Origin of the sequence: Azonexus sp. (assembly GCF_047638095.1) — a bacterium.
Lineage (GTDB): Bacteria > Pseudomonadota > Gammaproteobacteria > Burkholderiales > Rhodocyclaceae > Azonexus.
Genome location: NZ_JBLJBW010000041.1, coordinates 1 through 21,247 on the forward strand (window position 1 = coordinate 1; position 21,247 = coordinate 21,247).

Annotated in this window: 18 protein-coding genes; 12 read left to right on the forward strand and 6 right to left on the reverse strand. The window is 60.8% G+C overall.

The genetic code is table 11. From position 1 onward, the window contains the following. From ACM62Q_RS10440 to ACM62Q_RS10455, 4 genes are all read right to left on the reverse strand, one after another. Positions 1–366, reverse strand: a 366-nt coding sequence (locus ACM62Q_RS10440) for a ribosomal RNA small subunit methyltransferase A (protein ID WP_415036282.1), incomplete at its 3' end; no start/stop codon positions are given. Next, positions 363–1,379 carry a 4-hydroxythreonine-4-phosphate dehydrogenase PdxA gene (gene pdxA, locus ACM62Q_RS10445; protein WP_415036284.1) on the reverse strand — a complete coding sequence of 339 codons (1,017 nt, stop codon included), beginning with the start codon at positions 1,377–1,379 and terminating at the stop codon, positions 363–365. The genes ACM62Q_RS10440 and pdxA, both read right to left, overlap by 4 nt. Beyond that, positions 1,376–2,677 (reverse strand): peptidylprolyl isomerase, encoded by a 1,302-nt coding sequence (locus ACM62Q_RS10450; protein ID WP_415036286.1) that lies wholly within the window; start codon positions 2,675–2,677, stop codon positions 1,376–1,378. Before ACM62Q_RS10450 ends, pdxA begins: the two co-directional genes overlap by 4 nt. 11 nt (positions 2,678–2,688) lie before the next feature. Further along, complete coding sequence (locus ACM62Q_RS10455) at positions 2,689–5,169, reverse strand: LPS-assembly protein LptD (RefSeq protein WP_415036288.1); 2,481 nt, start codon at positions 5,167–5,169, stop codon at positions 2,689–2,691. Positions 5,170–5,255: 86 nt separating this feature from the next. On the opposite strand from ACM62Q_RS10455, the gene ACM62Q_RS10460 reads away from it, so the two are divergent. From ACM62Q_RS10460 to ACM62Q_RS10505, 10 genes are all read left to right on the forward strand, one after another. Then, positions 5,256–6,287, forward strand: coding sequence for an aminoglycoside phosphotransferase family protein (locus ACM62Q_RS10460; RefSeq protein WP_415036290.1), 1,032 nt, complete (start codon positions 5,256–5,258; stop codon positions 6,285–6,287). A gap of 5 nt (positions 6,288–6,292) precedes the next feature. Beyond that, positions 6,293–6,979, forward strand: coding sequence for an N-acetylmuramate alpha-1-phosphate uridylyltransferase MurU (gene murU / locus ACM62Q_RS10465; RefSeq protein WP_415036292.1), 687 nt, complete (start codon positions 6,293–6,295; stop codon positions 6,977–6,979). Positions 6,980–7,006: 27 nt separating this feature from the next. Then, complete coding sequence (locus ACM62Q_RS10470; protein ID WP_415036294.1) at positions 7,007–8,305, forward strand: aminopeptidase P N-terminal domain-containing protein; 1,299 nt, start codon at positions 7,007–7,009, stop codon at positions 8,303–8,305. Continuing rightward, positions 8,298–9,440, forward strand: a complete 1,143-nt coding sequence (locus ACM62Q_RS10475) for an FAD-dependent monooxygenase (RefSeq protein ID WP_415036296.1) — start codon at positions 8,298–8,300, stop codon at positions 9,438–9,440. The genes ACM62Q_RS10470 and ACM62Q_RS10475 overlap by 8 nt, the downstream gene beginning before the upstream one ends. A 22-nt stretch (positions 9,441–9,462) precedes the next feature. Beyond that, positions 9,463–10,329, forward strand: coding sequence for a 1,4-dihydroxy-2-naphthoate octaprenyltransferase (menA, locus tag ACM62Q_RS10480; RefSeq protein ID WP_415036298.1), 867 nt, complete (start codon positions 9,463–9,465; stop codon positions 10,327–10,329). A 57-nt stretch (positions 10,330–10,386) separates the two neighbouring features. Next, on the forward strand, positions 10,387–11,409 hold the full coding sequence (gene dusB / locus ACM62Q_RS10485) for a tRNA dihydrouridine synthase DusB (RefSeq protein WP_415036300.1): 1,023 nt from the start codon (positions 10,387–10,389) through the stop codon (positions 11,407–11,409). Further along, complete coding sequence (locus ACM62Q_RS10490; protein WP_415036302.1) at positions 11,406–11,651, forward strand: Fis family transcriptional regulator; 246 nt, start codon at positions 11,406–11,408, stop codon at positions 11,649–11,651. The genes dusB and ACM62Q_RS10490 overlap by 4 nt, the downstream gene beginning before the upstream one ends. A gap of 53 nt (positions 11,652–11,704) precedes the next feature. Then, positions 11,705–13,294, forward strand: coding sequence for a bifunctional phosphoribosylaminoimidazolecarboxamide formyltransferase/IMP cyclohydrolase (gene purH / locus ACM62Q_RS10495; protein ID WP_415036304.1), 1,590 nt, complete (start codon positions 11,705–11,707; stop codon positions 13,292–13,294). A 145-nt stretch (positions 13,295–13,439) separates the two neighbouring features. Continuing rightward, the gene (gene purD, locus ACM62Q_RS10500) at positions 13,440–14,717 is read left to right on the forward strand and encodes a phosphoribosylamine--glycine ligase (RefSeq protein WP_415036306.1); all 1,278 of its coding nucleotides are present in this window, start codon (positions 13,440–13,442) and stop codon (positions 14,715–14,717) included. A 39-nt stretch (positions 14,718–14,756) separates the two neighbouring features. Continuing rightward, positions 14,757–16,436 (forward strand): SulP family inorganic anion transporter, encoded by a 1,680-nt coding sequence (locus ACM62Q_RS10505; RefSeq protein WP_415036308.1) that lies wholly within the window; start codon positions 14,757–14,759, stop codon positions 16,434–16,436. A 31-nt stretch (positions 16,437–16,467) separates the two neighbouring features. On the opposite strand, the gene ACM62Q_RS10510 is transcribed toward ACM62Q_RS10505, so the two are convergent. Continuing rightward, positions 16,468–16,659, reverse strand: a complete 192-nt coding sequence (locus tag ACM62Q_RS10510; RefSeq protein WP_415036310.1) for a hypothetical protein — start codon at positions 16,657–16,659, stop codon at positions 16,468–16,470. A 121-nt stretch (positions 16,660–16,780) separates the two neighbouring features. Here ACM62Q_RS10510 and ACM62Q_RS10515 point away from each other — a divergent pair, with 121 nt between their 5' ends. Beyond that, a complete protein-coding gene (locus ACM62Q_RS10515) occupies positions 16,781–17,347 on the forward strand; it encodes an excisionase family DNA-binding protein (RefSeq protein ID WP_415036312.1) in 567 nt (188 codons plus the stop codon). Between the two features lie 25 nt (positions 17,348–17,372). Here the strand turns inward: ACM62Q_RS10515 and dnaE are convergent, their stop codons facing one another. Then, complete coding sequence (gene dnaE / locus ACM62Q_RS10520; RefSeq protein WP_415036314.1) at positions 17,373–20,816, reverse strand: DNA polymerase III subunit alpha; 3,444 nt, start codon at positions 20,814–20,816, stop codon at positions 17,373–17,375. Between the two features lie 309 nt (positions 20,817–21,125). Between dnaE and ACM62Q_RS10525 the strand changes: the two genes are divergently transcribed. After that, on the forward strand, positions 21,126–21,247 hold a 122-nt coding region (locus tag ACM62Q_RS10525; protein WP_415036316.1), incomplete at its 3' end, for an acyl-CoA dehydrogenase N-terminal domain-containing protein.

A 21,247-nucleotide genomic window follows, 5' to 3' on the forward strand; every position in this document is an offset into this window, starting at 1 on the left:
CTGCTGGCCGTAGCTGGCGAGGTGAAAGAGCAGCGGCGTCGAGATGTTGTAGGGCAGGTTGCCGATCAGGCGCAGGTCGCTGCCGAGGCTGGAAAAGTCGAAGGCCAGTGCGTCGCCGGCGTGGATACTCAGGCGCTGCGGCGTATGCCGTTGCCGCAAACGCACGATCAGGTCGCGGTCGATTTCGACGACGTGCAGATGATCCAGGCGCGCCAACAGGGGTTCGGTCAGCGCCCCCAGACCGGGGCCGATTTCGACCACAGTATCGGCGCGGGCCGGGTCGAGCGCGCGGACGATGGCGGTGATGATGCCTTGATCGACGAGAAAGTTCTGGCCGAACCGCTTTCTGGCGATGTGCGCTTTCATGCGCTCTGCCGTTCTGCCATGCGCGCGGCTTCGCGAACGGCGGCAAACAGGCTGCCGGGGTCGGCTTGGCCGCTGCCGGCCAGCGCCAGCGCGGTGCCGTGGTCGACCGAGGTGCGGATGATGGGCAGACCGAGGGTGACGTTGATGCCCTTGCCGAAGGTGGCGTATTTCAGCGCGGTCAGCCCCTGGTCGTGGTACATGGCCAGTACGGCATCGCCGCCGGCCAACACCGGCGGGGTGAACATCGTGTCGGCCGGGTGCGGGCCGGACAGCCGCAGCCCCTCGCCGCGTAATTTGTTTAGCAAGGGAATGATGATGTCGATTTCCTCGTGCCCGAGATAACCCCCTTCGCCGGCGTGCGGGTTCAATCCGGCGACCAGGATGCGCGGGTGTGCGAGGCCGTATTTGCGGCGCAGATCCGTGTCGAGAATACGCAGAATGCGTTCGAGTAGGTCAGCGGTGATGGCCGCTGGCACGTCTTTGAGCGGCAGGTGGGTGGTGGCAAGCGCGACGCGTAATGGCGTAGTTTCGGGGCCGCGTTCGGTGTCGCCCGCCAGCATCATGACGACGAGCGGTGTGCCAGTTTTTTCGGCGAGATATTCGGTATGTCCGGTGAAGGCGATGCCGGCATCGTTGATCACGCCTTTATGCACCGGTGCGGTGGCCATGGCGGCAAATTCACCGTTTTGGCAGCCGCTAAGTGCCCGATCGAGCAGGGCGAGCACATAGGGGCCGTTGGCGGAGTCGAGCACGCCCGCATGCGCCGGGGCGCGCAGCGGCAGGTGCAGCACATCCAGGGTGTTCACGCAGCGCGCTTGGCCGGCTTGGTAAGCGCGCAATTTGACCGGGTCGCCTAAAGCGGCGGCGCGCGCTTCGAGTAGTGCCATGTCGCCCAAAACGACCGGATGACCTTCCCCCGTCCAGGCGGCGAGGCGTAAGCATAATTCTGGCCCGATGCCTGCCGGTTCGCCGCTGGTGACGGCGATGACCGGCTGCTGTACGGGCTGGCTCACGGGTTCTTCTCCAGGCGGTTTTCGATATAGGTCCGGTCGCGCAACTGGCGCAGCCAGTCTTGATAGGCGACTTCGAGCTTGCGTTCGCGGATGGCCTGGCGCGCGTTCATGCGCTGACGCTCGTCGGTCACGTCACGATCGCGCCGTTCCAGTACCTGAATGAGGTGCATGCCGAAAGGCGATTGCACGATGTCGCTGACTTCGTTCGCCTGCAAGGCGTCCATGGCGCGCTCGAAATCCGGCACGGTGTCGCCCGGGTTCAGCCAGCCGAGATCACCGCCTTTGGCAGCCGAACCGTCTTGCGAAAAGATGCGCGCCTGTTCGGCAAAATCCATGCCGTTGGCGATGCGTTCGCGCACGGTGTTCAGGCGGTGGCGGGCTTCGGCTTCGGAGGTCACTTCGTTGGTGCGCACCAGAATATGGCGGGCGTGCGTCTGGCGCACCGAGGCCGGCTGATTGCCGCCGCGCTTGTCGACCAATTTGATGATGTGAAAGCCGGCGGAAGAACGCAGCAGGTCGCTGATTTGGCCAGATTGCAGGCGGGCGACGGTTTCAGCGTAGAGGGTGGGCAGCGAATTGAGATGTCGCCAGCCGATGTCGCCACCTTGCAGGGCGTCTTGGGCGTCCGAATAGGCGGCGGTCAGTTCGGCAAAATTTTCCCCGGCGCGCGCCTTGGCCAGCGCCTGTTCGCCGCGCTGGCGCAGTTTTTGCAGCTGTTCCGGGCTGGCCGACTCCGGGGCGCGCAAGAGAATGTGCGCCAGGCGGTATTCGTCATTGTTTTGCGCGCCTTGGTTGGCGAGATAGTTATCGATTTCGCTCTCGGAAATGACCAGGCGGCTTTCTACCTCGCGCTCGCGCAGGCGCGCCATGATCATTTCGCCGCGAATTTCTTCACGGAATTCCCGGTAATTGACGCCGTCTTTTTCCAGGGTGCTGCGAAATTGCGCCAGATTCATCTGGTTGTTGGCGGCGATGCGGCCAATCGCCTGATCGAGCTGGGCATCATCGATGCGCAGCCCGCTTTCCTTGGCGTAGGCGAATTGCGCTTCTTCCATGAGCATGCGCTCGAGCATTTGCCGTTCCAGGTCTTCTTGTGGCGGCAGCGGCGTGCCTTGTTTGGTCAGCTGCTTGAGCACCATCTCGAGGCGGCTGCGCAGCTCGTTACGGGTAATCACGCCGTCGCCTACCACGGCCACGATGTAATCGGCCTCTTGCGCCGCGGCGTGAGCGGCGGTGGGCAGGGCGAGGCTGGATAGGCAAAGTGCCAGGAGAGAGAGAAAGGGGCTTAAAGCGCGCATGGCGGATTCACTTAAAAAGACGTGGGGGCGAGTTCGTTGGTTTTGCCGTAGCCGGGGATGCTGCGCCGCAACAGACTGAGCGGATTGGAGCCGACGCTGGCAAAATCTTGCAATTCGAGCTGCAGGAAGAAACTGGTATTGGGCGTGCCGGAGGTGGCCGAGAGGCGTTGCGCCACGGCGCGTACGGCCCAGCAGCCAGCGTTGTATTCGAGACCGGCGATGGTTTCCAGGGTTTGGTGATCGCGCAGCGAATAATTGAGGCGGCCTACGCCATACCAGCGCGGGGCGAGCGGCCATTGACCGGAGAAGTCGACCTGATCGACCAGCGCTTTCTGGTTGAGCGGGTCGCGTGTGTAGCGGTAACTCGCCGAGAGTACCTTGCCGTAATCGGGCTGGAAGCGCACGCCGGCGGAGAAGCGTTCGTTGAGGCGATCCTTGTAGTTGTATTCCCAGGTGCCTTCAGCATAGGTTTTGGGGGCGACCAGGCCGGAAATCGAGGCGACGAGGTTGGAGAAATCGGCGGGTCGGCGTGCTTCACCCGGCAGCAGTACGCGCTGGCTGTCAAAATAATAGCGCTGGCCGAGCATGGCTTTGAAGCGCTCGGCTCCGGTGTCGGCATCGAGAATGCGGGTGGTGAGCGCGGCGGTGAGCTGATGGGCGTCGTTGATCCGGTCGTAACCGACATAACGGTTTTCAGAAAAAATCTGAGCGAAATCGAAATCGGCAAGACCGGTATCGAAAACCGGAATGCCGTCTTGTTTCTTGTAAGGGATGTAGACGTAATAGAGGCGCGGTTCCAGCGTCTGCACGAAGGCATTGCCGAAAACTTCGTCTTCGCGCTCGAAGATGAGGGTCGAATCCAGGCTGAAGGTGGGCAGGGTGCGCGAGTAGCTTTCCCGTTTGCCGCCGTTGACGCGTGCTTCGTCGATGGCGTAGCTGCTCATGTGCAGGCCGATTTTGGGCATGACGCGAAAGGCGGAAGCAACGACCGGCCAGCTCAACTGCGGGTAGAACACCAAGCGGTCGCCGACCGGCCGGTTTTGCCGGTCGTCGTGCGTGAAGCGGCTGTATTGGCCGAGCAGGGCAAAATCGAGCGCGCCGAAAAGATTGTTTTTCTGCCCGGTCAGATTCAGGCGCGGCTCCAGAAAATAGGGCCGGGCGATGGGGGCTTTGGGGTCGGGTTGCAGGGTTTGGTAGCGCAAAACCTGCAAGGAGGTGCTCAGCCAGGAGGCGGGAGCGTAGCCCAGGGTGATTTGGCGCTCTAGCTGTACTTGCGAGGTTTGCAAGAGGCGCGAAGACATGTCTTCCCAGTAAAAATCATCGGAAACCCCGTGCCAGTTGACATAGGCCGAGAGTCCGCCGGGCAGGTTTTGCTGATGGCGCAGGCTGTAGCCGTAGCGCTTGCGATCGAGAAAATGCTTGTCGCTGCCCAGATATTCGCCGCGCACTTCGCTGTCCACGCCTGCGCCGAGATAGCGCACTTCGGCCCCCAGCTGCGTGCCGCGTTTGCTCATGTAGCGCGGGTAGAAGGTGGCGTCGTAATTGGGGGCGATGTTCCAGTAATAGGGCTGGGTAAAATCGAAGCCGGTTTTGGTCGATTGTTTGAAGGTTGGCGCGAGCAAACCGGAGCGGCGGCGGTTGTTGAGCGGAAACCAGATTTTCGGCGTGTAAAACAAAGGCGCGCCCTGGAACCAGACCGAGGCGTGGTCGGCGCTGCCAAAATCCTGGTCGAAATCCAGATCCATTGTTTTGGCCTGCAAATACCAATCGCTCGAGCCGGGTTTGCAGGTGGAGAAGGTGGCGCGGTCAAAAAGAAAGTGGTTTTCGCCGGCCAGATCAATGCGTTCGGCCGTGCCACTGGCCGTTGACGGGCGCTCTGGTGGGGCTTCGGTGGGCAGGCCGTAGGTGTTGGGAATGTTCAGCATCATGGGGGCGCCGCTATTGGCCCCATTGATGCTGGCCACCGTGACGGTGGTGCGGGTTTTATCGTAAAACTCGTTTTTGACCTGGCGTTCGATCTGGTAGCGCGCCGCCTCGGTGTGGCCGATGTGTTCGGACAAACGGATTTTCAGGTAATCGGTGTCGATTTCGGCGCTGCCTTGCTTCAGGTGCACCTGCCCGATGGCTTCGGCTTCGTCATCGAGCGGACGGTAGTTCAGGCGCTCGGAGAGCAGGAGCAGATCGGGTTTGCGCAGTTCGACATGGCCGCGGGCGCGCATTTCGACTTCGGTTTCGCCTTCCAGTTCGTCGGCGGCGAGAAAGAGCGGGTAATCGTCTTCCGTGCGCAAGACCGGGATGGGCGTGGCGGCATTTTGTTGTGCCGTGGTGTTTTTTTTGTGTTTTTCTTTTTCGCGCGCGAGCAGGTTGAAACGTCGTTCCAGGCGCATGCCGGTGGCCGGGTCCGTTGCGGCAGGGGCCGCGTGCACCATGGGTGCGCCGGCAAACAGGCAGCAAATGAATAGGGCCAGAGGGCGGCGGGAGAAGACGGTCATGGGAAGCTTGGGCAAGTCCGGGGCCGGCGCAGTGGATGCCCGGATGTTAAAATCGCGCCATTTTACAACGAAGCGTTCATTCTCCGATGCCCTCCACACCACTTCAAGGGCGCGATCTTCTGGTTCATGACTGGGTCGCGCAGCGTTTTTCAAAACAACGGTTCGAGATCACGCCGGCATCTGCCGATGCCAGTTTTCGCCGTTATTTCCGCCTTGGGCTGGAGGATGGCAGCAGCCGCATCCTGATGGATGCGCCGCCCGATAAGGAAGATTGCCGCCCGTTCATTCAGGTCGCCAAGCTTTTGGAAAAAGCCGCCATCGCCGCGCCGCGCGTGCTCGATCAAGATTTGGAACAAGGCTTTTTGCTGCTCACCGACCTGGGGCGCATCGGTTATCTGGAAGCGCTCAAGGCCGATCTTTCTTTAGCCGACACATTGATGCGTCCGGTGTTGGATGTTCTGGTGCGCTGGCAGCTGGCCTCCGCGCCGGCGACCTTGCCACCTTACGACGGCGCGCTCTTGCGTCGGGAATTGGCGCTGTTTCCGGAGTGGTTCATCGGCCGCCATTTGGGTTTTGAGCTTGGTAACGAAGAAAAAACCATGCTCGAACGCAGCTTTAATTATCTGATTAATTCGGCGCTCAATCAGCCCAAGGTGTTTGTGCATCGCGATTTCATGCCGCGCAATCTCATGGTGGTCGAAAGTGAGCAAACACTTACGCCGGCGGTGATCGATTTTCAGGATGCCGTGTATGGCCCCATCACCTACGACGTCGTTTCGCTCTTTCGTGACGCGTTCATTTCCTGGGAAGAAGAGCAGGAACTCGACTGGGTGGTGCGTTACTGGGAAAAAGCGCGGGCAGCCGGCCTGCCGGTGCGGGTGGATTTTGGCGATTTTTGGCGCGAATACGAGTTGATGGGTTTGCAGCGCCACCTCAAGGTGCTGGGTATTTTCTGCCGCCTGAAATACCGCGATGGCAAGGACAAATACAGTGAAGATTTGCCGCGTTTCATGCGTTATGCGAAGAAGACCGCCAGCCGCTATCTGCCGCTGAAACCTTTACTCAATCTGCTCGATAGGCTCGATGGCCAGACCGAGCAGATTGCTTACCGGCGCTGAACACGATGCAAGCGATGATTCTGGCCGCTGGGCGCGGCGAGCGCATGCGCCCGCTCACCGACCATACGCCGAAACCCCTGTTGCCGGCGGGTGGCAAGCCGCTCATCGTCTGGCATCTGGAAAAACTGGCGGTGGCGGGGGTGCGCGACGTGGTGATCAATCACGCGCATCTGGGAGAGCAAATCGAGGCGGTGTTGGGCGATGGGGCGAAGTGGGGGCTCACCATCCGTTATTCGCCGGAGCCGCCCGGCGCGCTGGAAACAGCGGGCGGCATTGCGCGTGCGCTGCCCTTGCTGGGGACGGCCCCGTTTCTGGTGGTCAATGGCGATATTTGGTGCGCGCTCGATTTTTCGCCGCTGGTGCAGCGTGTGCGCACGGGCTGGCAGCCCTTGGCGCATCTGCTGATGGTCGCCAATCCGGCGCACCATGCGGGAGGGGATTTCAGTCTGGACGGGGAAAAGCTCGTTTTTGCCCAAAGTGAGGGCTCGCTGACTTACGCGGGAGTCGGTGTATTTTCGCCGGCTTTTTTCACCGGCGTCCCTGCCGACCAGCCCTTGAAAATGCGCCTCTTGCTCGATGCGGCGATTAGGGCGGGAACACTGAGCGGTGAGCTTTTTGGCGGTACCTGGGTCGATGTCGGTACGCCGCAGCGGCTCGCTGAACTCGATGCCCTGCTGCACGCCTCGGCGTGAGCGCCGACTTTATTTCAGGAAAAACGCATGAGCGCCTCTCCATTTCTTGCCCGTCGCAAGCGCTTGTTAAAGCACATCGGCGAGGGTATCGCCATTATCCCGACCGCGCCGCAGGCGTTGCGTAATCGCGATGCCCATTACCCTTACCGCTTCGACAGCTATTTCTGGTATCTGACGGGTTTTGCCGAGCCGGAGGCGGTGCTCGTGCTGGTGGGCGGTAAACGGCCAAAGTCGATTTTGTTTTGCCGCGAAAAACACGAAGAGCGTGAAATCTGGGACGGTTATCGCTACGGCCCCCAGGCAGCAAAAGCGCACTTTGCTTTCGATGCCGCGTATTCGATCGCCCAGTTCGATAAAAAACTGCCCGCTCTCCTGGCCGGTCGTGCTGGCCTTTGGTATGCCCTGGGACATGATGCCGCGTGGGATGCGCGTATCACGCAGGCGCTCAACAGCGTGCGCGCACAAAACCGCTCCGGTAAAACAGCCCCCAGCGCGCTGCATGACGTACGCGGCGTGCTCGATGCCATGCGCTTATGCAAAGACGCGCACGAGCTGGCGAACATGCAACGCGCCGCGCAGATCACCTCGGCCGGTCATCTGCGCGCCTTGCGCCACTGCCGCCCAAGCATGGCGGAATATGCGCTGGAAGCGGAGTTGACTTACGAATTTCGCCGCCTGGGCGCGGATGCGCACGCCTATGCGCCCATCGTCGCCGGCGGGGCGAATGCTTGCGTGCTGCACTATGTCGAAAACAATCAGCCCTTACGCAACGGGGATTTGGTGCTGATCGATGCCGGTTGCGAAGTGGCGGGGTATGCCGCCGATATCACGCGCACCTTTCCGGTCAATGGGCGTTTTTCGCCGGCGCAAAAAGAGGTCTATGAGATCGTGCTGGCCGCGCAGGCGGCAGCGATTGCGGCAATTGCCCCGGGGCAGTCTTTCATGGCGGCGCACGACGCCGCTGTGCGCGTGCTGACCCAGGGTTTGCTCGATCTCAAGCTGCTGCACGGCGCGCTGGATACTTTGATCGAGCGTGGCGATTACCGCCGTTTCTACATGCATCGCACCGGCCACTGGCTGGGGCTGGATGTGCATGATGCGGGCGACTATAAAACGGGCGACAGCTGGACCCGCCTGCAGCCGGGCATGACGCTGACCGTCGAGCCCGGGCTGTACATCCGTCCAGCCGCCGATGTGCCGCAAACCCTGGCCGGAATCGGCATTCGTATTGAAGACGATGTGTGCGTCACGTCGGCGGGCTGCGCGGTCTACACCACGGCCCCGAAAACGGTCGCCGAGATCGAGGAGGCAATGCGCCATGACTGAGGCTTGCGCAGATTCTGCCGAGGTGCTGATTCTGGGCGCAGGGCCGGTGGGTTTGACCTTGCATCTGGCGCTGGCGCGCTATGGCATTACCTCGCGCCTGCTCGAGCGCCGCCCGCTGGCCGCGCTGCAGGCCGATCCGCGCGTACTGGCCTTGTCGCACGGCACGCGCGAATTGCTCGAACAGCTCGACAGCTGGCCGGCGCAGGCGGCAACGCCGATCGAAACCATTCACATCTCGCAGCGCGGCGGCTTTGGCCGTTGCTTGATGACGGCCAAAGAGCAGGCTTTGCCGGCGCTCGGTTATGTGGTGCGTTACCGCGATCTGGTCAGCGCGCTGAGCCGGCATCTCGCCCCCGATGCGCTGTATGCCGAGGCCGAGATGCTGGCGCTCGAAGAAGATGCGCAGGGCGTAGGCCTGAAGCTCGGGCAAAACGCCGACAGCGTGTCGCTGCATGGCGCGCTCATCGTCCATGCCGACGGAACACCCGGCGCGGATCCCTTGGTCAGCGTGCGCGATTACCACCAGCAGGCGGTGATCTGCGAAGTACGCCCGGCGCAGCCGCATGGCCAGCGCGCCTGGGAGCGTTTCACGCCGGATGGCCCCTTGGCGCTTTTGCCGCTCGGCGAAGAGTTTTCTGTCGTGCTCACGCTGCCGCCAGCCAAGGCCAAAGAGGTCATGGCGCTTGATGATGCAGCGTTCATTGCGGCGCTGGAGGCGCAATTTGGCCGGCACCTGGGTTTATGTCAGGCGAGTCCGCGCAACTGTTTTCCCCTGGCCTTACGGATGCGCCGAACGCTGGCGCAAGGGCGTGCGGTGTGGATAGGCAATGCCGCGCAAACCCTGCATCCGGTGTCCGGGCAGGGCTTTAATCTGGGTTTGCGCGACGCCTGGCAACTGGCGCAAACCCTGCTGACGGAGGGCTGCACGCCGTCCGCACTGGCGCATTACGCGCGCCTGCGCCGGTGTGACCGGCAAGGTGGCGCGCTCTTTACCGACACGGTCGTGCGCACTTTTTCCACCGATTTCGCGCCGATCAAATGGGCGCGCGGTTTGGGGCTGTATGCTCTGGACCTTTTTCCGCCTGCTCGCCAGTTCGTCGCCCGGCGCATGATCTGGGGAGGCCGGGGCGGCTAAAACCGCTGACCCAAACTGCTGCATGTCGCCTGTTCTCGCCTGGTTCCTCGCTTGCCGTCCGAAAACGCTGACGGTGTCACTCTCGCCCGTTCTTTTAGGCAGTGCGCTGGCCTGGCACGAGGCTGGGCGCTTTTTGCCTTGGCCGTTTCTGGCGGCGCTGGCGGCGGCCTGCTTGATCCAGATTGGGACCAATTTATTTAACGATGCGGGGGATTTTCTGCGCGGCACCGATCAGGCCGGGCGTCTCGGGCCGCGCCGCGCCAGTGCCGAAGGCTGGCTGGCTCCGCAAGCCGTGCGCCGTGGCGGGGCGCTGGCGTTTGCCCTGGCGTTTTTGTGCGGTATCTACCTGGTGGTGCACGGCGGCTGGCCCATCGTCGCGATCGGCCTGGCTTCGCTCGCCGCTGGCTGGGCTTACACCGGCGGCCGCTGGCCGATTGCTTATGGCCCCCTGGGTGAATTGTTCGTTATCTTGTTTTTTGGCGTGGCGGCGCTGGCCGGCAGCTACTACCTGCACACCTTGAGTTGGAGCCTTGCTGCGCTGGTGCTTGGGGTTTTATTGGGGGTACAGGCGGCGGCGGTGATTACGGTAAATAACTACCGCGACCTGGAGGGGGACGCCCAAAGCGGCAAGCGTACGCTGGCCGTGCGCCTGGGGCGGCGCGCCACGCGTTGGTTTTACGCCGGGGAAATGTTGTTGCCTTACGCGGTTTTGCTTGGCCTGGGCGCGCCGGGGCGTCTGCCGATGTTGTTGTTGCCGTTTTCTGCCTGGCTCGTGTGGCAATTTTTCCACACGCCGCCCAGTGCGGCATTTAACCGCATTCTTGCCATGACGGCGGCTTTGCAGCTGGCTTTTGCGCTCCTCTTTGCCCTTGGGCTGACTATTTTTTAGGCAGGTTTTCGGGTAGAATCGCCCGCTTCCCCTTCACCGTTCACCCCTGTGCCCGCCATGGATTTTGTTGGTTTCACGCTGCGCAACAATCTGTTCGTTGCACCCATGGCCGGGGTTACCGATCGACCGTTTCGCCAGCTCTGTAAAAAAATGGGCGCGGGGCTCGCGGTCTCGGAAATGGTGACATCGAATTCCCTGCTTTACGGTAGCGCCAAAACTTTGCGCCGCGCCAATCACAGCGGAGAAGTCGCGCCGATTTCGGTACAGATTGCCGGGGCCGATCCGCAGATGATGGCCGATGCGGCGCGCCACAATGTCGATAACGGCGCGCAGATCATCGATATCAATATGGGCTGCCCGGCGAAAAAAGTGTGCAATGTCATGGCCGGTTCGGCCCTCATGCAGGATGAGCCGCAGGTGGGGCGCATTCTCGATGCCGTGGTGGCTGCCGTGCCGAATACGCCGGTCACGCTGAAGTTTCGCACCGGCTGGAATGTGGCCAATAAAAACGCTCCGGTCATCGCCCGTATCGCCGAAAACGCTGGCGTGCGCGCGGTGGCAATTCATGGCCGCACCCGCTGCCAGCAATACACGGGCGAAGCGGAATACGACACCATCGCCCTGGTAAAAACCCTGGTCAAGATTCCGGTGATCGCCAACGGCGATATCACGACGCCGGAAAAAGCGCGTCTGGTGCTCGATAAAACCGGGGCGGACGGCCTGATGATCGGGCGTGCCGCGCAAGGTCGCCCCTGGCTGTTTCGTGAAATCGAGCATTATCTGGCGAGTGGCGAAAAACTGCCGCCCGCGCCGGTGGCGGAAATTCACGCCATTTTGCTCGCCCACCTGGAAGATCTTTACGCCTTTTACGGCCTGGAAACCGGCGTCAAGGTCGCGCGCAAGCATATTTCCTGGTACACCAAGGGGCTGGTCGGTTCAGCCGCTTTTCGTAAAGTCATGAATACCTTGCCCAGCGTGGCATTGCAGCGGCAGGCGGTGGATGAGTTTTTTCTGCGCTACGCCGAGGAGCACACCCATCTGCGTTATGGCGAAAACACCGAGGAAGGATTGCTCACATGAGTTCGCACGAAAGTCAGCACGACCTTGCGCGCTGCGTCATTGCTGCGCTGGAGCAGTATTTTCGCGATCTGGACGGTGAAAAGCCTGCGGCGATTTACGACATGGTTTTGAAAAGCGTGGAAAAACCCATGCTTGAACTGGTGCTCAATAAATCCGGCAGCAACCAGACCTTGGCCGCCGAAATGCTGGGCATCAACCGCAATACCCTGCGCAAAAAGTTGAGCGAACACGCTTTGCTGTAAGTGTTCGCGCGACGTTTTTTACGATTGAATTTTTCACTTTCCACATCAAAGCCATGATCAAACAAGCGCTGATTTCCGTTTCCGATAAAACGGGTGTACTCGAATTTGCCCAAGGCCTCGCGGCGCAAGGCGTCAAGCTGTTGTCGACCGGCGGCACCGCGAAAATGCTCAAGGAAGCTGGCTTGGAGGTCAGCGAAATCAGCGGCTATACCGGCTTTCCGGAAATGCTCGACGGCCGCGTCAAAACCCTGCATCCCAAGGTGCACGGCGGCATCCTCGCCCGCCGTGATTTGCCGGAACACATGGCGACCATCGCCGCGCACGCCATTCCGACGATCGATCTGGTTTGCGTCAATCTGTATCCCTTCGCCGCTACGGTTGCCAAAGCCGGCGTCACGCTGGCTGATGCCATTGAAAACATCGATATCGGCGGCCCGGCCATGGTGCGCTCGGCGGCCAAGAATTACGCCGGCGTGGCGATCGTCACCGATCCGGCCGATTACGCGCCGCTGCTTGCTGAAATGCAGGCCAACCAAACCTCGCTCACCCTGTCTACCCGCTTCAATCTGGCGAAAAAAGCCTTCACCCACACCGCCCGCTACGACAGCATGATTGCCAACTGGCTGACCGGCCTGGAAGCCGAGGTCGAAACCCAGCCGGAAATCGCCGTGCCGGCACCCTCTGTTTTTCCGGCCCAGCTGCAACTGGCCTTCGATCGCGTCGAAACCCTGCGTTACGGCGAAAACGCGCATCAGCAAGCGGCTTTTTATCGTGACACGACCGCCTTGCCCGGCGGCATCGCCGCGTATACCCAGTTGCAGGGCAAGGAATTGTCCTACAACAACATCGCCGATTCGGATGCCGCCTGGGAATGCGTCAAAGCGTTCGGTGCCCCAGCCTGCGTCATCATCAAGCACGCCAACCCCTGCGGCGTGGCCGTTGATGGCAGCCTGCTCGCCGCCTACGAGAAGGCGTTCAAGACCGATTCCACCTCCGCCTTCGGCGGCATCATCGCCTTCAACGGCGAAGTCGGTATCGACATCGTCGAAGCCATGAATGCCCGCAAGCATTTCATCGAAGTGCTGATCGCCCCGGCCTTCACCGCCGATGCGCGCGCCGCGCTGGCCGCCAAAACCAATCTGCGCGTTCTCGTTGTGCCTCTGGGCGGCGCTTTGAACGGGCTGGAGTTCAAGCGCGTTGGTGGCGGTCTGCTGGTGCAGACGGCGGATGATTTCAGCGCGCAAGCCAGCAGCCTGAAAGTCGTGACTAAGCGCCAGCCCAGTGCCCAGCAAATCGAAGATCTGCTCTTTGCCGAGCGTGTCGCCAAATTCGTCAAGTCGAACGCCATCGTCTTTTGCGGCGGCGGCATGACGCTGGGGATAGGGGCCGGGCAGATGAGCCGTGTCGACTCGACCAAAATCGCCAGCATCAAGGCGCAACACGCTGGATTGTCGTTGGCGGGTTCAGTCGTCGCCTCGGATGCCTTTTTCCCCTTCCGCGACGGGGTCGATGTGCTGGCCGAAGCCGGTGCCACGGCCGTCATTCAACCCGGCGGTTCGGTGCGCGACGAAGAAGTCATCGCCGCGGCCGACGAGCACGGCCTCGCCATGGTGTTTACCGGCACCCGTCACTTCCGTCATTGAGTCAGTGACCACTTACGAATTTGGCCCCGGCCGGACAACTTGAAGCCACGAATTGTGGTTTCAAGTTGCGGCGCAGCCTGCCGTTGAAATCGCTTTGCCCCATGAAAGAAGCCCTCGCAGGGGCTGAGGAATAAGGAATAACGATATGAAATTACTTGTCATCGGCTCCGGTGGCCGCGAACACGCCATGGCCTGGAAACTGGCGCAGACGCCCGGTTTGCAGAAGGTTTATGTGGCCTCCGGCAATGCCGGCACGGCGCGCGAGCATGAGCTGGAAAATCTGGCGCTGAGCGATCCGCAGGCGCTGGCTGATTTTGCCGAGGAAAACAAAATTTTTCTCACCGTGGTCGGCCCGGAAGCGCCGCTGGCGGCGGGGGTGGTCAATACCTTCCGGGCGCGCGGGCTGAAGATTTTTGGCCCGACCAAGGAAGCGGCGCAACTGGAGTCATCCAAGGATTTTGCCAAGCGTTTCATGGCTCGCCACGGAATTCCGACAGCAGCGTTTGCCACGTTTTCCGATGCCACTGCCGCGCATGCCTATATCGAGGCCCAGGGCGTGCCCATCGTCATCAAGGCGGACGGCTTGGCGGCGGGCAAGGGCGTCGTCGTTGCCATGAGCCTGGAAGAAGCGCATGCCGCCATTGACGACATGCTCTCCGGCAATAAACTAGGCGATGCCGGCGCGCGCGTGGTGATCGAGGAGTTTCTCGATGGTGAGGAAGCCAGTTTCATCGTCATGGTGGATGGCAAGAACGTGCTGGCGCTGGCTTCCAGCCAGGACCACAAGCGCATTTTCGATGGCGACCAGGGGCCGAACACCGGCGGCATGGGGGCCTATTCGCCCGCGCCTTGTGTCACGCCGGAAATCCACGGCCGCGCCATGCGCGAAATCATCCTGCCCACCGTGCAAGGTATGATCAAGGACGGTATTCCCTACACCGGTTTCCTCTATGCCGGTCTGATGATCGGCAAGGACGGCAGTCTGAAAACTCTGGAATTCAACTGCCGCCTGGGCGACCCGGAAACCCAGCCGATTCTGATGCGGCTGAAGTCCGACTTTGTCAAACTCCTGGAACACGGCATCAATGGCACGCTCGATCAAATCGAAGCCGAATGGGATCGCCGCGTCGCCCTGGGCGTGGTGCTCGCTGCCGCCAATTACCCGGACAAACCGAAAACCGGTGATGTCATCACTGGCCTGCCTGCCGGCAACAGCTTCGGTGAAGATTGCCATGTTTTCCATGCCGGCACGAGCGAGCGCCAGGGCCAAGTGCTGACCAGCGGGGGGCGCGTGCTGTGCGTGACCGCCTTGGGTGAAAATGTCAAACTCGCCCAAAAAGCGGCCTATGAAGCCGCCGCCCAGATTTACTGGGAAGGGCATCAGTATCGTAAAGACATTGGTTACCGGGCGGTCAATAAGTAATTCCTCCACCCATTCCTCGTATCGGGAGCGCCACCAGAAATGAATTTTTCCTTTCGCCCCAAATTGCTCGACTGCCTGCACGATTATTCCCGCGCTCAGGCGGGCAAGGACATTGGGGCGGGGATTACGGTGGGGGTGCTGGCGCTGCCTCTGGCGATGGCCTTTGCCATTGCCAGCGGGGTGTCACCGACGGCGGGCATCTGGACGGGGATCGTCGCCGGCTTGCTGATTTCGCTGCTGGGCGGTTCGCGCGTACAGATCGGTGGCCCGACCGGGGCCTTCATTCCCATCGTGTACGGCATCGTGGTGGCGCATGGTTTCGTCAATCTGCTCGGGGCCACCTTGCTGGCCGGGGCACTCTTGCTGGCCATGGGTTTGGCCCGCTTGGGGCAACTGATCCGCTTCATTCCGGTGACGGTGGTGATCGGTTTTACCAATGGCATCGCGGTGGTGATCTTTCTTGCGCAGATCAAGGATTTTTTTGGTCTGGATATTGCGCAGGTGCCGGCAGAGTTTTTCGAGCGTTTGAAAGTCTTGGCGGCGCACGCACACACGGCGGATCTGCCGACGGTGAGTTTGTCCGTGGCCTGTTTCGTGTTTTTGCTTTTTTATAACCGCCTGGCGCAGCATTTGGTGTTTTTGCGCCGCGCACCGGGGCCGCTGGTGGTGCTGATCGTCGGCACCTTGTTCGCCTGGCTGCTGGAATTACCGGTGGATACCATCGGCAGCCGTTTTGGCGGTATTCCGCAGGAATTGCCCAGTTTTGGCATGCCGGCGGTCTCGATCCATGATTTTGGCAAATTGATTTCGCCTGCGCTGACCATTGCGCTCTTGGGTGCGATCGAATCCTTGCTGTCGGCGCGCGTCGCAGATGGCCAGATCGACGACCGCCACGACCCCAACCAGGAACTCATGGCGCAGGGCATCGCCAATATCGCGGCACCCCTGTTCGGCGGTTTCGCGGCGACCGGGGCGATTGCCCGGACCTCGACCAATGCCCGCGCCGGTGGGCGCACGCCGGTGGCCGGCGTCGTGCACTCCCTGACCCTCTTGGCCATTGTCCTGGTGGCCGCGCCCTTGGCCGCCTATGTGCCGCTGGCGACCTTGTCGGCGATCGTCATGGTGGTGGCGATCAATATGGGGGAATGGCACGAATTTCGTGAATTGCGCCGTTTCTCCTGGAGTTACCGCATTATTTTGTTGGTCACCTTCTTCATGACCGTGCTGTTCGATCTGACGGTGGCGGTGGAGTTAGGCATGGTGTTGGCCTGTCTCTTCTTCATTTATCGCATGTCCGATCTGACCCGCATCGAGCGCCGGGTGCTGAGCAGTGAGCAGCTTGGGCCGCAGTTGTGCCACGCCGATGGCACACCGCGCGTGGCCGCCTGGCAACTGTACGGGGCGCTTTTTTTCGGTGCGGTGAATAAGCTGGAAGAACTGCTCGATCCGCGCCTGGGGCATCCGGAAATCGTCATTCTCGACATGCAGCGTCTGATTCAGCTCGATACCAGCGGTCTTGAAGGCCTGGAAAATCTTTACGAACAGCTTGCCAAACGCCGGTGCTCCTTGCTGCTGTGTGGTTTGAACAGCCAGCCCATGTCCTTATTGACCCGTTCCGGTTTTGCCGATTTGCTGGGTAAAAGCAGCGTTTTCATCGATCTCGCCGATGCCTTGAGCCATGCCCGGCGGGCGCTGGAAGCGAAAGCGCAGCTGGCTTGAGCGCGCGGCTGTTCGCGGTCAATGTGCAGGATCAATCGCTGCTTTGTTGCTTGCCCGATTTTTTGAGTGGCGAAAAATACAGACAGTGCTGCCCGGAGGAATTGAAAACGACGCGCGCGGGCTCCTGCGCGCTCTGAAAGCCAAGTTCGCGGCAACCGTAAGGCATGTTGGGAACGAAGGTGATGTAGTAGTGCCGGCAGTCCCGGCAGCGGGGCGAGGTCATGTGTTGCGTGTGCGTCTGGATAAAATACAAAAAATAACAGCTTGCTTACATTAGTCTTACCAAACTGCGCGCAAGATCAGGTAGAATTTGCCAATTTTCTGACATTGAGTGCAAGCACACTATGATACGCAAAGATTTCCTTAGCACCCGCCAGGCCGCATTGCGTCTGGGCGTTTCCTTGGGTACGGTGCAGAACATGGTCGAGTCCGGTACGCTGGAAGCCTGGAAAACAGCCGGCGGCCATCGGCGGATTCCGCTTGCCGCCATCGATGTTCTGCTGGCCAAACGCGGACGTACCGGAGGAGCGGAAAGCGGCCTGCTCGACTTGCTGATCATCGATGCCGATGCCGAACGCCGTGCCGCCTATGAGCGCACGATCGGCGAATGGAAGTTGCCGATTTATCTGCATTTTGCTGAAAATGCCGTGGCCGGCCTGATGCAGCTCGGTCTGCGGGCTCCCGATGTGCTGATTTGCGACATGCAGTTACCCGGCATCGATTGCGAAATCATGCTTTCCCAGTTGCTGGCCCATGCGCCTTCGACCGGCATGGACGTCATCGCCATCGGCGTGGACATGAGCGCGCCGAGCCGTTTGCCAACCGCCGTGACGCGTTTTGGCAAGCCGATTCCCTTTCACGAGCTGAAGGGTTTTGTCCTCGGGCGTTTGGTTGCCTTGCGCCGCCAGTAAGTTGGATTGATGCGCCGGCAGGCCCTCAATACACGATGACGGCGTTTTCCGGCTTGAGCCAGACGCGCAAGGCCTCGAGCAGTTCGTCGTCGAGCCGGACTTTCCAGTCTTCCCCCAAGAGCACTTCGCATTCTGCGCTGGCCTGCCGGTAATGCAGGCGTACCGGGGCGTTGCCGGGGGTGAAGGGCTGCAAAAGGGTGCGCAGGCGCTGCGCGTCGGCACCGCTGCCAAAATTCAGGCGCAGGTGTTTGGCAAAGCGCGCGCGGGCTTCGCCCAAGCTCATGAGGCGTTCAGCGATGACGCGCTTGCCGCCAGAAAATTCGTCGTGGCTGACCTTGCCCTCGATGAGCAGGATGCTGTCCGTGACGATTTTGGCGCGTTCGGCCTCGAAGCGTTCGTTGAAAATACTGACTTCCACCATCGCCGTGCCGTCGTCGAGTTGGATGAAGAGCATTTTGCCGCGCCGCGTCATTTGCGTGCGCAGACCGGTGACGATGCCGGCCAGCGTCTGGAATTCCTTGCTCGGTTCCAGTTGGTTCAAGCTGCGGCGAACGAAGCGCGCGAGTTCCGGCTTGTAGGTATCGTAGGGGTGGCCGGAAAAAAAGAAACCGAGCGCCGTTTTTTCTTCCATCAGGCGGCTGCGTTCGTCCCAGGGGGCGCGCTCGAGATATTGCGGGGCGTGTGCCTCGGCAACGTCGCCCAGGTCGAACAGGCTGCTTTGCATGGCATTTTTTTCGCTTTGCTCGGCAAATTCCAGGGCGATGCCGACCGAGGCGAGGAGTTTGTAGCGGTTGCTGTCCAGGGCATCGAAGGCACCGGCGCGAATCAGTGCTTCGACCGTGCGCCGATTGACCATGCGTTTGTCGCAGCGCTGGCAGAAATCGAATAAATCCTTGAATGGCCCGCCCGTTTCGCGCGCCTTGAGAATGACGTTGACCGCCTGTTCGCCGGTGCCTTTCACTGCGCCCAGACCGTAGCGGATGGTGTCGCGCGTCACCGGTTCGAAGCGGTAGGCGGAGGCATTGATGTCGGGGCCGAGGACTTTGATTTTGTTGGCCAGCGTGTCTTCGTAAAAAATCTTCACCGTATCGGTGTTGTCCATGTCGGAAGACAGGGTGGCGGCCATGAAGGCGGCGCAGTGATAACGTTTGAGCCAGGCGGTGTGGTAGGTGACGACGGCGTAGGCGGCGGTGTGCGATTTGTTGAAGCCATATTCCGCAAATTTCGTCATGAGGTCGAAAAGCTGTTCGGCCAGCGCCGGATCGTAGCCCTGTTCCTTGGCCCCGGCGGCGATGGTTTCGCGGTGCTTGGCCATTTCCTCCGGCTTTTTCTTGCCCATCGCCCGGCGCAGCATATCGGCCCCGCCCAGCGTGTAGCCGCCGATGATCTGCGAGATCTGCATCACCTGTTCCTGGTACACGATGACGCCGTAGGTCGGTTCCAGGCTGGCTTTCAGATCGGGGTGAAAATAATCGATGGCCTGCTGGCCTTTTTTGCGCAGGATGAAATCGTCCACCATGCCCGAACCCAGCGGGCCGGGGCGATACAGCGCGAGTACGGCGATGATGTCTTCGAAGCGATCGGGGGCGAGCTTTTTCAGGAGTTTTTTCATGCCCTCCGATTCGACCTGGAAGATGGCAGTGGTGTTGGCATCCTTGAGAATCTGGTAGGCACCAGGGTCGTCAAAGCCCAGACTCATCAGGTCGGGGCGCTCGCCGGTCAGGCGTTCGATATATTTCAGCGCCCATTCGATGATGGTCAAGTTGCGCAGGCCCAGGAAGTCGAATTTCACCAGGCCGGCTTTTTCTACGTCGTCCTTGTCGAACTGCGAAACGGGCGAGGCATCGTTGCCCGCCGCCTGGTAGATGGGGCAGAAATCGGTGATCTTGCCCGGCGCGATCAAAACGCCGCCGGCGTGCATGCCGACGTTGCGGGTCAGGTCTTCCAGACGCCCGGCCAGGTCGAACAACTCGCGGAGGGTTTCGCCATCCTGGCTGTCGGCCAGCATGTCTTGCAGGGCGGGTTCCTGTTCCAGCGCCTCGGCGAGCGACACCGGCTTGTTCTGTACGATGGGGATCAGCTTGGAAATCCGGTCGCACAGCGAATAGGGCAGGCCGAACACGCGTCCGACGTCGCGGATCACCGCTTTCGAGGACATGGTGCCGAAGGTGGCGATCTGCGATACCGCCTGCGCGCCGTAGCGTTCGCGCACGTATTCGATGACCCGCCAGCGGTTGTCTTGGCAGAAGTCGATGTCGAAGTCGGGCATCGACACCCGCTCCGGGTTGAGGAAGCGCTCGAAGAGCAGGGCGTAGGCGAGTGGATCGAGGTCGGTGATGCGCAGGCTGTAGGCGACCAGCGAACCGGCCCCGGAACCCCGCCCGGGGCCGACCGGCACGCCGTTTTCCTTGGCCCAGTTGATGAAGTCGGCAACGATCAGGAAGTAGCCGGGAAAGCCCATTTGAATGATGGTGTTGCATTCAAAGGCGAGGCGCTCGACGTATTCGCTGCGGCGTGCCTCGCGTGTGGCGGCATCCGGATAAAGTTCGAGCAGGCGGCGCTCCAGGCCGTTTTTGGCTTCCTGGACGAGAAATTCATCGATGGTCATACCTGCCGGAATCGGGAAATCCGGCAGGAAGTTTTTACCCAGGGTGAGCTCGATGTTGCAGCGCTTGGCAATTTCCAGCGTATTGGCCAAGGCCTCGGGCAAATCGGCAAAGAGCGCGCGCATTTCGTCCTGGTTTTTGAAATATTGCTCTTCGGTATAGGGTTTCGGGCGGCGGGTGTCGCCCAGAACGTAACCTTCGGCGATGCAGACGCGCGCTTCGTGCGCCTGGAAATCGTCGCGGCGCATGAATTGCACGGGATGGGTGGCGACCAGCGGCAGCCCGGTTTCGCTCGCCAGATCAGCGGTTTGGTTGACCAGGTATTCCTGCTGCGGCTGCCCGTAGCGCTGCACTTCGAGATAAAAGGCCTCGGGAAAGAAATCGGCCCAGGCCAGCGCCCGCTCTTGCGCCAGTGAAAAATTACCGTTCAGCAAGGCTTCGCCGACATCGCCTGATTGCGCGCCGGAGAGCGCAATCAGGCCATCGCAGCCGGTTTGCAGCAGCCATTCGCGGCGAATTTCGGCCCGCTCGCGCCGCCCAGAAGCGACGTAAGAGCGCGTCAGTAATTCGCATAGTTGGCGATAGCCCTGACGGTTGCGCACGAGAAGCAATAAACGGCTGCTCGGGGCATCGGCTTGCCCGCCGCTCATCCATACATCGGCCCCGGCGATGGGTTTGACGCCTTTGCTGCGGGCGCTGCTGTAAAACTTGATCAGGCCGAACAGGTTGCCCAGATCGGTCAAGGCCAGTGCCGGCATGGCATCGGTGGCGGCGCTCTTGATCGCGTCGTTGAGGCGCACGATGCCGTCGGTGACGGAGTATTCCGAATGCAGGCGCAGATGAACGTAGTGTGCAGAGGTCATGGGCGGATTTTACCCCGCCCCGGCAGCCTGCCGAGTCTTGGCGTGGCGCAAGACATTTGCGCCGCTGCCTTTGTAATCTTCTGTTACATTGCATCAATACTTGCGTAAGACTGTTTTGCCATGCTTCGCCCCCATAAAAGAAAAGAACGCTTGCCATTCAAGGAGAACAGCACTCCGGCAAGTTGAGAGGAGACGATTCCGCCGGCGCGCGGGGTCATCCTTGTCAGCCCGAATAAATTACATGTCCCGTTTTGGCGGGGCTTTTGGTGCCCGTTTGCGGGCGCTGTTTAGTCTGAAAGGAAGCTGTGCATGAGTACTTACGTCGCCCCCTTGCGTGATATGCAATTCGTTCTCAAGGAAATCGCCGGTCTGGACGAGATCTGCGCCCTGCCGGGCAACGAAGAATGCTCGGTCGAACTGGTCGAGTCCAT